Raw genomic sequence first — 12,208 nt, forward strand, 5'->3', positions numbered from 1 at the left:
ATACCATCCTGGCCAGGGCATACTTCGCTAGCAAGAGCAACAAAGTTCACATATCGTTCTTTTTTGGGCAACAGTCCCTTTACGCGAACGAGGGCGCGATGCGCGAAATCAATCAGCAGCGGCTGCGTTATTTCCACGAGGTGCTCACGCACGGCACGATCCGCGGCGCCGCGGACAGCCTGAACACCTCGCCCTCGGTCATCACGCGGCAAATCAGGCTGCTGGAGGACGAACTGGGCGCGCAACTGTTCGAGCGCCAGGCGCGCGGCGTGAAGCCCACCGAAGCGGCAGCGCATCTGCTGGAGTTCTGGCGCGGCTATCGCGCGCAGCAGGAGAAGTTCGAGGACCAGCTGCACGCGTTGCGCGGGCTCCAGCAGGGCCGCGTGGATCTGGCCGTGAGCGAGGGCTACGTGGATGCGCTCGTCGCCGAGGTCATCACGCCGTTCTGCGCGCACTATCCGAAGCTCGACGTGAGCCTCACGATGCTCCCCGTCGACGACGTTCTCAATGAGGTCGCCGAGAGCCGCGCGCATATCGGCCTCGCGTTCAATCCGCCGCCGCACGAGCGCATCGAGTACCGCGCGAGCTCGGCGCAGCCCGTCGTGCTGCTGGTGCGCCGCGACCATCCGCTCGCGCGGCGGGGCGCGCCCGCGACGATTGACGATCTGCTCGCGTGGCCGCTCGCGTTGATGCCCAGCACGTTCGGCATCGGGCATCTCGCGAACATGCTGGCGTTCGCGGAGAACATCGAGATACGCGCGACGCTCACCACGAATTCGCTGACCGCGCTCAAGCGTTTTGTCGCTGTGGAAAACTTCGCGACGCTGATCGGCGAGTTCGCCGCCTCGCGCGAGATCGAAGCGGGCGAACTCGTGACCGTGCCAATCGATCACGCGCTATTCAAAGGCACGAAGGCGCGCGTGCTCGTGAAGTCGGGGCGGCCGCTCGTGGCGGCCGCGCATGAGTTGCTCGACTGGATCCTGCAGCGCATGACGATGTTTCAGCCCGCGGGATGAACGCGGGCTGGAAGGCGTCCGTCACCCGAAGCGCACGCAATACACCGGCGGCAAGTGCGCCGAAACGAGTTGCCAGTTTTCGCCGCCATCGTCCGAGGTCCAGAGCGCGCCCGTGGTCGAGCCCATGGCGAGGCGCGTGCCGGAGTCGTCGATATCGAGTCCGTGGCGGTAGACGAGGTCGTACGCCGGGGCCGCCGGCAACCCGTTCGAGAAACGCTCGAAGGTGCGCCCGCCGTCGCGCGTGCGCGTCACGACGAACCGGCCATCCACGGGAACGCGGTACTGGTCTTTTTGGGCCGGCACGAACCACGCGGTATCGGGCTCGCGCGGATGCACCACGACCGCGAAACCGAAGCTCGACGGCTGCGCTTCGATGCGCCGCCAGTGGGCCGCACCGTCGGTCGAGCGGAAGATCGCGCAGTGATGCTGGGTCCACAGCACATCCGGATTCGCCGCGCATTGCACCACGCGGTGCGGGTCTTGCGCGTTGGGTTCGCCGCGCCGCTCGGGCGGCATGTAGTCGGCTTCCATGCCCTCGGCCGTGAGGCGCCAGCTCGCGCCGCCGTCGCCGGTCTGCCAGACGCCGCCGCACGACACGCCCACCGTCACGTGCCGGCTGTCGCGCGGATCGACCATCACCGAGTGAATGCCCGGCGCGTCGTAGCCGCCGCCCGCCCATTCGCGCCGCTCCGGGCGGTCCCACAGCGGCCGGTTGAGTTCCCAGCTGTCGCCGCCATCGGCGGAGCGGAACAGGCCGCCAGGGATCGTGCCCGCCCACAGCACGCCCGGCTCGTCCGCGCCGCCCGGTTCGAGCGACCAGATCTGCTGGAGCGACCACGGCGCGGGCAGCCGGCCCAATGCGTCCGGTTCGCTGGCCGCAATGTCCTCAGCAGGCTGGGGCGGATAGACGGGCACCGCGCATTCTTCCCAGTCCGCCATGCCGGCACGCCGGCGATGCAGCTTCACGCCGAAGTGGCCCAGGTTGAGTGCGGCATAGAGCGAGCCGTCGCGCGCGTCGGGCATCACCATGCTCACCGGCTCGCCCACGAACTCAGGTTCGCCGATTGTCCAGCCGCCCACTCCATCGGCTTGCAGTACGAACAACCCCTTGCGGGTTGCGACCAGCAGTCGATCGCTCATCTCGTGTGCCCTCCTGTCGAGCCAGAGTCAGCGCTCTGGTCCCATGCAAAGCGGCGGCTCATCCGCCGGACAGCGCCTGCACGACGTACACGCGGCTCTGCTCGCCGAGCGCGTCGCTCAGATGCTCCCGGTCGCGCAGGCGAACGCCGTCCACGAACACCGCCAGATGCTTACGCAACGCGCCCTGATCGTCGAGGATGTAGCCGCGCAAACGCGGCTGCTCGGCAAACACGGCATCGAACGCTTCGCGAAGCGTGCGCGCGTCGATCTCGCGCTCGGGCGTCGCGACGTGCCGCTGAATCGAAGCTGCAAAGAAGAGGTGCGCCATGGCGGGCCGGCGGCGCGGAAACGGCCGCATCCGCCGGATCTGTAGTGTAGGCCATCCGCCGTGGGCGTCGAGTCGTTGGCGCATCCCGCAGCCAACGTCCCGCGATGCAGCGCAGCACGCGCGGCGCGGCCCACCGAGGCCCGCCGGATGTAAAGCCGGCCGTTACGGCGCGCTGCCTTCGGGCTTGGACTTGCCGTGCAGGCACGGTGTCGGCAGGCGCATGCGATACAGGGAAATCGCCTGGATCGTGAGCACGCAGAGAATCGCGGTCCCGTAGGCCGCCAGCAGGTTCCAGTGCGTGAGCGTGAGGCTCAGCACGAAGAAGAACGACGCGAAACCCAGCAGTCCCGTGGTCATGCCGCGCATCAGTTGCTGCGCTGCCTCATGACCGATCAGGCGGTGCGCGAACACCGCGAGGATGATCGCCATGAAGGGGAACGACGCGAGCACGCCGCTCGCCTCGGCTCCGACGTAAGGCGCGATCAGTGTCACGCTCACCACGAGACCGGCAATGAGCATCATGCGCGACGGCAAATCCCACCACGGCGGCGTGAGGCGCACCGTTCTTGCCGGCTTGTTGGGAATCAGGTTGAGCGCAAGAGCAATGGCCAGAATGGCGAAGAGGTAAAGACCATGCGTAGGCAGCGCGCCCCATTGCAGCACGAGGGCCACGAGGGCGAACGTGGCGCCTGCGCCCGCCAGCGCCACCTTCCACCCGCGCGCCGCGAGCCGGCAATAGATGACGCAAAACGCCGCCTGCGCAGCCGTTGCGACGAGCGAACCCGCCGTCGCCTGCGCGGCGAATGCCGGTCCGTGCTCCAGCGCGAGAAAAACCGAGACCGGCCCCGAGGTGAGCGGCAACCCCACGAGCAACCCGCCGACCGCTTCGCCCCAGCGGCGAGCGGCGAGACTGGCGGCCAACAGCAACAACGGCGTAAAGACGAGCTTGAAAAGCAGAAGATCCATGATGAGCGACGCGATGCGGAAAATGCCAACTGTCAGGAATGCGCCGCGGGCATAACAGTGGTTACGCTACGTCCTGCGACTTTATGCCCATAGTGAAGCCCGTCAACGTGGCTGACAAACCATTTGTCGTCATATAATGCGTGAGCAAAACTCACACGTGACGCACTTACCCGGCTCCATGTTCGACCGCCTTCCCCCGCTGCAAACCCTGCGCGCCTTTGAAGCCACCGGGCGGCTCCTCAGCATGACGCTGGCGGCGCAGGAGCTGCACGTCACGCATGGCGCCGTGAGCCGGCACATCAAGACGCTCGAAAGCCATCTGGGCGTGGCGCTGTTCCAGCGCCTCACGCGTCGCATCGTCCTGACCGAGGCGGGCGCCGAGTTCCTGCTGGCCGTGAACCGCGCGCTCGCCGAACTGACCAAGGAGTCCGAGCGCCTGCGCACGCACGACAGCGTCACGCGCCTGAAGATCAACGCCAGCGTGTCCTTTGCGAACCGCTGGCTGGCGCCGCGCCTGCATCGCCTCAAGGCCCGCCATCCGGAACTCGACGTCCACCTCGACGTGACCGACAAATACGTCGATCTCAACGACTCGGATGTCGACGTGGCGATTCGCTACGGCAGCGGACGCTATCCACGCGTGCTGGCCGAGCGCATTCTCGACGAAACCGTCACGCCGGTTTGCAGTGCCGACTATCGGGCGAAGATGGGCGGCATGGCATCGGTCGAGAGTCTCGCGCGCTGCACCTTGCTGCATGAGGGCGGCATGCTCGCGAACTGGGAACAATGGCTGGCGCTGGCGGGGTTGAGCGGCGTGCGCAGCGATCGCGGCACGGCCTACAGCCATGGGAGCCTCGCGATCGAGGCGGCGATCCGCGGAGAAGGTGTCGCGCTGGGGCGCAGCGTGATCGTGGCAGACGACATCGCGGCAGGCCGGCTCGTCGCGCCGTTCCCGCAGTTGCGTCTCGAGTCCGAGCGCGGCCATGACCTCGTCTATCGCATCGGCAGCCGCGACGACCCCAAGGTGCGCGCCGTGCGCGACTGGCTCGCCGACGAAATCCGCGTCTTTCTCGCCGAGGCCGGTTGAGGGCGAATCAAGCGCAAGGCTCAGTAGCCGAGCGCCACCTTGGCGAGCATGCCGCACGCCACGCACACCAGAATGGCGGCGAAGCCCATCTGCGTATGCCGCGAGGAAACGCGGTGTGAAACGTGACGCCCCAGCATCATGCCGGCGACGGTCGCGACGCTGAACCACAGTGTGAGGTCGAGCTGCAGCGGCACGCCGTGCAGCACCGTCGCCGCCACGCCGCCGGAGCCCACGAGCGCGATGACCATCAGGGACGTCGCGACGATGCCGTGCATGGAAATGTTCGTGAGCTTGCGCAGCATGGGCACGATGATGAAGCCGCCGCCCACGCCGAGCAGGCCCGTCATCAGACCCGTCAACGCGCCGGTCGAGGCCAGCGCGAGCGCCGTTGCTTTCGACCACACGAGGCGGCCGGTGTCGGGATTGACGCGGCCCACGCAAAGCGGCGACGCTTCGGGCAGCGCGCGCTTTTTCCCGATGGTCTGACGCAGCAGCCGCACGGCCACGAACAGCATCACGCCGGCAAAGAGCGCGAGCAGCAGGCGCTGCGGCATGGCCTGCGCGAGGCGCACGCCGAGCCACGTGGTCGGCACGCCCGCGAGCGCCATGCAGAACGCCGCGCGATAGCGCACCAGACGCTCGCGGAAGGCTTCGAGCGCACCGATGCCCGCACTGCTCGCCACGGCGATCAAGGCGACCGGCGTGGCCTGCTGCATGGGCCAGCCCATTCCCACCACGATGGCCGGCACGGCCAGAATGCCGCCGCCCGCGCCCGTGAGTCCCAGCATCGCGCCGATCATGGCGCCGAGAACGAGTGAAACGATCATCGGGTTTCGATGTTCATCGTGACTTTGACCGCGAGGATCAAGCGGGCACAGCGGCCGGCAGACACGGCGCCACCGCGCGACGAATGCAGTCCACCGCGAAATCGACATCTTCCGGCTTCGTGAAGCGCCCGAGGCTCAGGCGCACCGTGCGGTTTGCCGCCTCTTCGCCAACCCCGATGGCCGTGAGCACGTGCGACGGCGTGCCCGCCGCCGAGTTGCAGGCCGAAGTCGACGAGATCGCGAGGTCGCCGGTCAGCAGGAACGGGAAGAAGCCCGGCAGATCGATCGTGAGGCTCAGCGTATGGGGAATGCGCCTGGCGCGCGCGGCGTTGAGCGTGACGCCCGGCAACGCGAGCACCTCGGCCAGCAGGCGCTCGCCCAGCCGTGCAATGCGCTCGCTGTCCGCTTGCAGCGCCTCGCGCGCGATCACGCACGCCACGCCCATGCCGACGATCTGATGCGTGGCCAGCGTGCCCGAGCGCAGACCGCGCTCGTGGCCGCCGCCGTGCATCTGCGGCGCGATGTGCTCGAACGCCTCGCGGCTCACATAGATCGCGCCGATGCCCTTCGGCCCGTAGACCTTGTGCGCCGACATCGAGAGCAGGTCGATGCCCATCGCCTTCACCTCGATGGGCGTCTTGCCGAGCGCCTGCGCCGCATCGACGTGCAGCAGCGCGCCGGCGGCATGCACCACGCGCGCAATCGCCGCGACGTCCGTGAGCGTGCCCAGCTCGTTGTTGACCAGCATGAGCGAGACGAGACCGGTGTCGGGTGTGAGCGCGGCGGCCACGGCCTGCGCCGTGATTTCGCCATGCGCGTCCGGTGCGAGCCGCGTGACGGTCATGCCGCGTGATTCGAGGCTCGTCATCGTATCGAGAATGGCCTTGTGCTCGAGCTGGCTCGTGATGAGATGGCGCTTGTGCGTCGCGCGGTCCGCATAGCCCTTGAGCGCGAGATTGTTCGACTCGGTCGCGCCGGACGTCCAGACGATCTCTTCTGCATCGGCGCCGATGAGTGCCGCCACGTCCCTGCGCGCCTGCTCGACGAGCCGCCGCGCACGCTGGCCCGCGCCATGCGAGCTGGAGGCGGGGTTGCCGAAGTCGCCTTCCATGCCCAGACAGCCGAACATCGCCTCGATCACACGCGGGTCCGCCGGGGTGGTCGCGGCATAGTCAAAGTAACGCAAATCGCCCTTCTCGCTCATCTTCGTTTCTCGCACAACGGAATTTCGAAAAATGCTACGCGTCGGGCGCTAAAAAATGGTTCCAAAATTAAACGGATTCTCCAAAGGGCGGAGTATCCAATTCTCCTCGACCGGCCCGTCGCGAAATGAAATTCTCGACACACCCGATGATGCAGCGTGGCGACGCGGAGCCGATCGCGCCCTCAATCGCGCGTGCACACTCACGCAAGGTGGGCGACAGCGTAAGCGAGTACCGTGTCCACTGCGCGCCGCGCGAGTGAGAAGAACCCCGGAAAGAGCGCGCTGGATGCCGTCCCGCCTCCCGCCCATCTCCGCGAGGTTCGCCAAGCCGCTTTCCCGTCGCCGCTTCCTCGAACTGGGCCTCGCCGCGGGCAGCACCGCCTGGTACGCGCCGCGTGGTGCGATGGCTGCGGAGGACATGCAGGACATGCCCGCAGACCCGCAAGCGATGCAGACGGCCCAGCGCGGCGGACTGTACGCGAGCCTGCGCGACCCCAACGCCACGCAGCTGCCGCCCGCAGCGTTCACGCAGCGCTTCTTTTACTCGAGCGCGCCGCGCGCCACGCCGCAAGGCGCGTGGACCACGGCCGCGCCCTTGCCGCTGCCGCGCAGCGAAATGGCGTGGGCGACGAGCGAGGGCGAACGCATGCACGTGATCGGCGGCTACGGCGCGGGCCAGGTCGCGCGAGCCTATCACCATGTATTCGATGCGGCGCGCGGCGCCTGGCGCAACGCCGCGCCCGTTCCGCGCGGCGCGAATCATATCGGCGTGGCGGCGCTCGACGGCGTGGTCTATGCGATGGGCGGCTTCGTCGAGCAGAACCGCATCGCCGTGCCCGACTGCTACGCCTATGTCGTGGCCGACGACCGCTGGCACGCGATTCACCCGCTTTCGCGCGGCTCGCGCGGCGCGATTTCCGTCGTGGCGCACGACGGCCTGCTGCACGCGATCGGCGGCCGCGACACGCGCTCGGTGGACTGGCACGAGGCGTACGACCCGCAGAGCGACAGCTGGAAGACGCTCGCGCCCATTCCCGGTCCGCGCGACCACACGGCGGCCGTCTCGCTCGCGGGCTGGATCCTCGTGGCCGGCGGCCGCATGGATACGTTCGACTTCAACACCGGCATGCACGTGGCCTACGACGCGAAGCGCGACGTCTGGGAAGAACGCGCACCCATGCCGACACCGCGCTCCGGTCACGGCGGCACGGCGTGGCGGGGGCGCTTCTTCTGCATGGGTGGAGAAGGCACGCGGCGCGTCTTCGGGCAGAACGAGGGCTACGATCCGGCTACCGATTCATGGCAGGCCTATGCGCCCATGCTCACGCCGCGGCATGGCATGGGCGCGGCGGTCGTGGGCGATGCGATTCATGTGGCGGGCGGCGGCCCGATGAATGGCGGCGTGTTTCAGACTTCGGTGCACGAAGTGTTTTCGCTTTGAGCCTGGGCGTGCTGCGCCTTCGGCACGCAGGGCCGGCTCACCCTTCGGGCATGGCGATGTCCGCGCGAATCAGCTCGTCCGCGAGCGTGAGTGCCTGTTGCCTTGCCAGTGGCCCCGTTGCGCACGGCCCCGGACGCGAACAGCCGTCGAACGGATAGATGAGCCGCCCATCGGTCTTGCGGCGAATCCGCAGCAATCCGTAGTAGCGGCCCGCGCCGTCGATCTGCTCGCCGCAGAAGACTTCGTAGTCTTCCGCGCTGGTCGGGCGGCGCGCGGCCTCTTTCGGCCTTTTCTCTGGCATGTTGGCACTCCGGGGAATATCCTGGGCGAGATATGCGGATGCCCAGCAAGCGCCGCGCCTGAGAGGGGCGTCGCACGGAAGTCGGCGATAACGGGCACAATACGCGCCTGCGCCGCCGCGCCGGACGCTGCGTTCGTGATCCGAACGCGCTTTCCGAACAGGCAGCCCGATCGCCCTCCAGCGCCGCCGCACCGCAATCCGCCCTTCTCACGCTGTCATGACCCACGATCTGCCCGAACGTCCAGCCACCGCCGCACGCCCGGCGAACTCGCCGCGCTTCCTGCTGTTCCTGATCTGCCTGTTCGCCTCCGCCGGACAGCTCGCCATCGACATCTACGTGCCCGCGCTGCCAGCCATGGCGCGCTACTTCGCGACGTCGCCGCAGGCGATCCAGTCGAGCGTGTCCGTTTATCTCGCCGCCTACGCGTTCGGCCAGCTCATCTTCGGGCCGATTTCCGACGCCCTCGGGCGCAAGCGCGTGCTGGCCTTCGGCCTCGTGATCTATACGCTCGGCTGTCTGCTCTCGCTGGCCGCGCCGAATCTGGAAACCTTCGTGCTGGCGCGCTGCCTGCAGGGCTTCGGCATCGCCGCGACCAACCTGCTCGCCAAAGCCATCATCACGGATTCGTTCGTTGGCACGGCGCTCATGCACGCGTTCACCTACATGTCGATTACGTGGGGACTCGCGCCGATCATCGCGCCCGTGATCGGCGCGCATCTGCAGGAGCTGTTCGGCTGGAAGGCCTGCCTCGTGTTCCTGCTCGTGTATTCGGTGGTGATGTGGGCGCTGCTGTGGCGCTTTCGCGAGACCTTGCGGCAACCGGTGCGGCTGGAGCCGCGCACGCTCATCGCGAACGCGGGCAAGGTGCTCGCGAGCCCGGTGTTCCAGAGCTGCTTTCTCGCCCAGGGCCTGTGCTACAGCATCCTGCTCGTCTTCAACGTCGTCGGGCCGTTCATGGTCCAGAACACGCTGCACCGGCCGCCCACCTTCTTCGGCTATCTCGCGCTCGGCATCGGCCTGATGTATTTCCTGGGCGGCCTCTCGAACCGGCTCCACGGCCCGCGCCTGCCTACCCCGGAGCAACGTCTGCGTGTGGGGGCGCGCGTGATGGCGGGCGCGTCGATCGCCATGCTCGTGCTCGCGCTCACGGTGGGCCTGCGCGTGTGGACGCTCGCCGTGCCGGTACTCGTGATGGGTCTGTGCGCGGGTGCGATGTACCCCACGCTGATGGCCAAGGGCAATTCGCTGTTCCCGCATATCGCGGGCTTGACGAGCGCGATTCTCGGCTGCGCGCTGCTGCTCGTTTCCTCGGCAATGATGGGGCTGGCCGGTTTCGTCTCCGTGCACGTGCTCACGCCGCTCGCGGTGTTCTTCGTGCTGCTCGCGCTCACCGTCGTCGTGATGGTGACGAAGCTGCTGCGCCACCTCGCGCAGAGTCAGGCCGCCGCCGTGCTCGCGCAGCGCAGCGGCGAGGCGGCGTGAGCCGCTAGCTACCGATCAGGCCATTAGCGGATCGCGCGCGCCACGTCCTGCAACTGCGTGAAGGCGCGGTAACGCGCTTCGTGCAGCGCCGCGATCTCGCCCGTGGCCGGGGCGTAGACCTTGCTGATCTGCGACATCGCGGCCATCGCCTCGCGCGCGTTTTCATATAGCCCGCCCGCCACCGCGCCCAGCATCGCCGCGCCCAGCAGGACGGGCTCCTCGGCGTGAGTGGCCAGCACGGGCTTGCCCGTAGCGTCCGCGAGCAGCTGGCGCACGAGGTCGAGCCTGCCCGCGCCGCCGCTGATCACGACCTGCTCGATCGGCGCGCCCGCCTGGGCCTGCACCTCGATGATCTGCCGCAGCCCATAGCCGATGCTGCCAATGCCCGCGACATAGAGCGCGACGAGGCTCTCCAGGTCCGTCTCCATGCCGAGCCCCGCGATGACGGCCCGCGCGTGCGGATCGGCAAACGGCGCGCGGTTGCCGAGGAATTCCGGCACGACGTGCAGACCAGCATCGTGCGCGAGCCGCACCGCGCCCGATTCACCCTGCGCAGCCTGAACCGCCAGCCCGGCAAGCATCGCCGGCAGCGACTGGCCTTCGCTCGACGCTCGGCTCGCGGCTTCTGCAGCGAGCGGATGCATCGTGAGCAGCCGCTCGATCGCCGCGCCCGCCACCGACTGCCCGCCTTCGTTGAGCCACGCCCCGGGCACCATCGCCGCGTAGTACGGCCCCCACACGCCGGGCACGAACACGGGGTCGCGCGTGGTCGTCATCGTGCATGACGAGGTGCCGAACACATACGCGAGGCACGCCTCGGGCTGCCCTTGCGCGCCGACCGTGCCGATGCCGCCCGCGTGCGCGTCGATCACGCCCGTCGCGACGGCGGTGCCCGCGCGCAGGCCGAGCTGCTCGGCGGCCTCGGGCGTGAGCCCGCTGCCGAGCGGCGTGCCCGGCTCGACGATCGTGCGGCCGATGCGCGCAAAGCCTTCGTCTGCGAGCACGCCCAGACCCACGGTGCGGAAGTAGCTCTCGTCCCAGCGCTGCTCGTGCGCGAGATAGGTCCACTTGCAGGTCACGGTGCAGGTGGAGCGCGAAAGATCGCCCGTGGCGCGCCATGTGAGGAAGTCGGTCAGGTCGAAGAACTGCCAGGCCGCGGCGAACACCTCGGGCCGGTTTTCCAGCAGCCACAGCAGCTTGGGCGTTTCCATCTCCGGAGAGATCTTGCCGCCCACGAAGCGCAGCACATCGTGGCCCGTGGCGTTGATGCGCTCGGCCTGCGCCACGGCGCGATGGTCCATCCACACGATGATGTCGCGCTCGGCCACTTCGGACGGGCCCACGGGCAGCGGCGTGCCGCCCTCGCCCAGCACGACGAGCGAACAGGTGGCGTCGAAGCCGATCCCGGCGATCTGCTCCGGCGAGACCGCGGCCTGCGCGAGCGCGTCCTTCACGGCCTGGCACACGGCGTTCCAGATCTGCATGCTCGATTGTTCGACGATCGCGCCGCTCTCGTGAAACACGCTGATGTCGTGTTTCGCCGACGCCCGCATGCGTCCGGCGGAATCGAAAATGCCGGCGCGGGCGCTGCCCGTGCCCACATCGACGCCAACGGTATGGCGTGCGCCGCCGGCCTGGTGATTTGAGGTCATGGCTGGTTGACTGTGGGTTTACAGATCGACACTGTTCGGCAGGATCACGAGGTCGCGAATGGTGACGTTGCGTGGCCGCGTGAGCATGAATACCACGGAATCGGCCACTTCCTTCGGCTGCATGAGACTGCCCTGGGCCAGCGCTTCGTCCATCTTCGCCTTGGGCCAGTCGTCGAGCAAGGCGGTGACCACGGGGCCCGGCAGCACCGCGCCCACGCGCACGCCGTGCTTCGCGACCTGGCGGCGCACCGTGTGCGTAAAGGCCTGTACCGCGAACTTCGAGGCCGTGTAAATCGGCTCCCACACCACCGGCACGACGCCCGCCACCGAACTCGTGAAAATGATGTCGCCCGACTTCTGCGCGATCATGTGCGGCAGCACCGCATGCACCGAGCGAAACGCGGCGTTGATGTTCAGGTTGAGCATGCGGTCCCACTCGTCGGGATTGCCGTTCGCCACCTCGCCGCCGATATACGCGCCCGCGTTGGCGTGGAAGATGTCGAGCCCGCCGGCCAGATCGAGGATCCTGGGCAGCATGGCCGCATAGTCCGCCGGGTTGAGCAGGTCCATGGCAAGCGGCAGCGCATTGGGCCCGAGCTCCGCGCAACATTTCGCGAGCCGGTCCTCTGCGCGGTCGATCAGCACGACCTTCGCGCCTTCGTCCACGAACGCTCGCGCACACGCGAAGCCGATGCCGGACGCCGCGCCCGTAATGGCGGCGACCTTTCCCTTGATCGATTCAGACATGGGTGACTTTCTCCTT

Annotated in this window: 11 protein-coding genes and 1 pseudogene; 4 read left to right on the forward strand and 8 right to left on the reverse strand. The window is 68.0% G+C overall.

Features of this window, described 5'->3' with window-relative positions:
• Positions 1-98 precede the first annotated feature (98 nt).
• Complete coding sequence (locus AB4Y44_RS19880; RefSeq protein WP_368700633.1) at positions 99-1,016, forward strand: LysR family transcriptional regulator; 918 nt, start codon at positions 99-101, stop codon at positions 1,014-1,016.
• 21 nt (positions 1,017-1,037) lie between these two features.
• Here the strand turns inward: AB4Y44_RS19880 and AB4Y44_RS19885 are convergent, their stop codons facing one another.
• From AB4Y44_RS19885 to AB4Y44_RS19895, 3 genes are all read right to left on the reverse strand, one after another.
• Complete coding sequence (locus tag AB4Y44_RS19885; RefSeq protein WP_368700634.1) at positions 1,038-2,156, reverse strand: WD40/YVTN/BNR-like repeat-containing protein; 1,119 nt, start codon at positions 2,154-2,156, stop codon at positions 1,038-1,040.
• Between the two features lie 58 nt (positions 2,157-2,214).
• Positions 2,215-2,484, reverse strand: coding sequence for a MoaD/ThiS family protein (locus AB4Y44_RS19890; protein WP_342919997.1), 270 nt, complete (start codon positions 2,482-2,484; stop codon positions 2,215-2,217).
• A gap of 162 nt (positions 2,485-2,646) precedes the next feature.
• Complete coding sequence (locus AB4Y44_RS19895) at positions 2,647-3,450, reverse strand: hypothetical protein (RefSeq protein ID WP_368700635.1); 804 nt, start codon at positions 3,448-3,450, stop codon at positions 2,647-2,649.
• Between the two features lie 157 nt (positions 3,451-3,607).
• On the opposite strand from AB4Y44_RS19895, the gene gcvA reads away from it, so the two are divergent.
• Positions 3,608-4,537 carry a transcriptional regulator GcvA gene (gene gcvA / locus AB4Y44_RS19900; protein WP_368700636.1) on the forward strand — a complete coding sequence of 310 codons (930 nt, stop codon included), beginning with the start codon at positions 3,608-3,610 and terminating at the stop codon, positions 4,535-4,537.
• 20 nt (positions 4,538-4,557) lie between these two features.
• Here the strand turns inward: gcvA and AB4Y44_RS19905 are convergent, their stop codons facing one another.
• The gene (locus AB4Y44_RS19905; protein WP_342919994.1) at positions 4,558-5,364 is read right to left on the reverse strand and encodes a sulfite exporter TauE/SafE family protein; all 807 of its coding nucleotides are present in this window, start codon (positions 5,362-5,364) and stop codon (positions 4,558-4,560) included.
• 70 nt (positions 5,365-5,434) lie between these two features.
• Positions 5,435-6,568 (reverse strand): annotated as a pseudogene (locus AB4Y44_RS19910) (cysteine desulfurase family protein); the annotation flags it as partial.
• Positions 6,569-6,854: 286 nt separating this feature from the next.
• On the opposite strand from AB4Y44_RS19910, the gene AB4Y44_RS19915 reads away from it, so the two are divergent.
• Positions 6,855-8,009 (forward strand): Kelch repeat-containing protein, encoded by a 1,155-nt coding sequence (locus AB4Y44_RS19915; RefSeq protein WP_368700637.1) that lies wholly within the window; start codon positions 6,855-6,857, stop codon positions 8,007-8,009.
• Positions 8,010-8,046: 37 nt separating this feature from the next.
• On the opposite strand, the gene AB4Y44_RS19920 is transcribed toward AB4Y44_RS19915, so the two are convergent.
• Positions 8,047-8,310, reverse strand: a complete 264-nt coding sequence (locus tag AB4Y44_RS19920) for a DUF6723 family protein (RefSeq protein ID WP_342919992.1) — start codon at positions 8,308-8,310, stop codon at positions 8,047-8,049.
• Between the two features lie 217 nt (positions 8,311-8,527).
• Here AB4Y44_RS19920 and AB4Y44_RS19925 point away from each other — a divergent pair, with 217 nt between their 5' ends.
• Entirely contained in the window at positions 8,528-9,793 is a 1,266-nt protein-coding gene (locus tag AB4Y44_RS19925; RefSeq protein ID WP_368700638.1) for a multidrug effflux MFS transporter, read from the forward strand.
• Between the two features lie 23 nt (positions 9,794-9,816).
• Here AB4Y44_RS19925 and AB4Y44_RS19930 read toward each other — a convergent pair whose 3' ends face one another.
• Together AB4Y44_RS19930 and AB4Y44_RS19935 are read right to left on the reverse strand one after the other, a co-directional pair.
• A complete protein-coding gene (locus AB4Y44_RS19930; protein ID WP_368700639.1) occupies positions 9,817-11,445 on the reverse strand; it encodes an FGGY-family carbohydrate kinase in 1,629 nt (542 codons plus the stop codon).
• 18 nt (positions 11,446-11,463) lie between these two features.
• Positions 11,464-12,192, reverse strand: coding sequence for an SDR family oxidoreductase (locus AB4Y44_RS19935; protein ID WP_368700640.1), 729 nt, complete (start codon positions 12,190-12,192; stop codon positions 11,464-11,466).
• Positions 12,193-12,208: the final 16 nt, after the last annotated feature.

Origin of the sequence: Paraburkholderia sp. BR10937 (assembly GCF_040965695.1) — a bacterium.
Classification (GTDB): domain Bacteria; phylum Pseudomonadota; class Gammaproteobacteria; order Burkholderiales; family Burkholderiaceae; genus Paraburkholderia.

What these genes read in the sequence shown, in the direction of transcription:
- AB4Y44_RS19920 (WP_342919992.1), bottom strand. Translation starts at nt 8,310, where the DNA reads ATGCCAGAGAAAAGGCCGAAAGAGGCCGCGCGCCGCCCGACCAGCGCG.
- AB4Y44_RS19890 (WP_342919997.1), bottom strand. Translation starts at nt 2,484, where the DNA reads ATGGCGCACCTCTTCTTTGCAGCTTCGATTCAGCGGCACGTCGCGACG.
- AB4Y44_RS19895 (WP_368700635.1), bottom strand. Translation starts at nt 3,450, where the DNA reads ATGGATCTTCTGCTTTTCAAGCTCGTCTTTACGCCGTTGTTGCTGTTG.
- AB4Y44_RS19915 (WP_368700637.1), top strand. Translation starts at nt 6,855, where the DNA reads ATGCCGTCCCGCCTCCCGCCCATCTCCGCGAGGTTCGCCAAGCCGCTT.
- AB4Y44_RS19935 (WP_368700640.1), bottom strand. Translation starts at nt 12,192, where the DNA reads ATGTCTGAATCGATCAAGGGAAAGGTCGCCGCCATTACGGGCGCGGCG.
- AB4Y44_RS19905 (WP_342919994.1), bottom strand. Translation starts at nt 5,364, where the DNA reads ATGATCGTTTCACTCGTTCTCGGCGCCATGATCGGCGCGATGCTGGGA.
- AB4Y44_RS19880 (WP_368700633.1), top strand. Translation starts at nt 99, where the DNA reads ATGCGCGAAATCAATCAGCAGCGGCTGCGTTATTTCCACGAGGTGCTC.
- AB4Y44_RS19925 (WP_368700638.1), top strand. Translation starts at nt 8,528, where the DNA reads ATGACCCACGATCTGCCCGAACGTCCAGCCACCGCCGCACGCCCGGCG.
- AB4Y44_RS19885 (WP_368700634.1), bottom strand. Translation starts at nt 2,156, where the DNA reads ATGAGCGATCGACTGCTGGTCGCAACCCGCAAGGGGTTGTTCGTACTG.
- AB4Y44_RS19930 (WP_368700639.1), bottom strand. Translation starts at nt 11,445, where the DNA reads ATGACCTCAAATCACCAGGCCGGCGGCGCACGCCATACCGTTGGCGTC.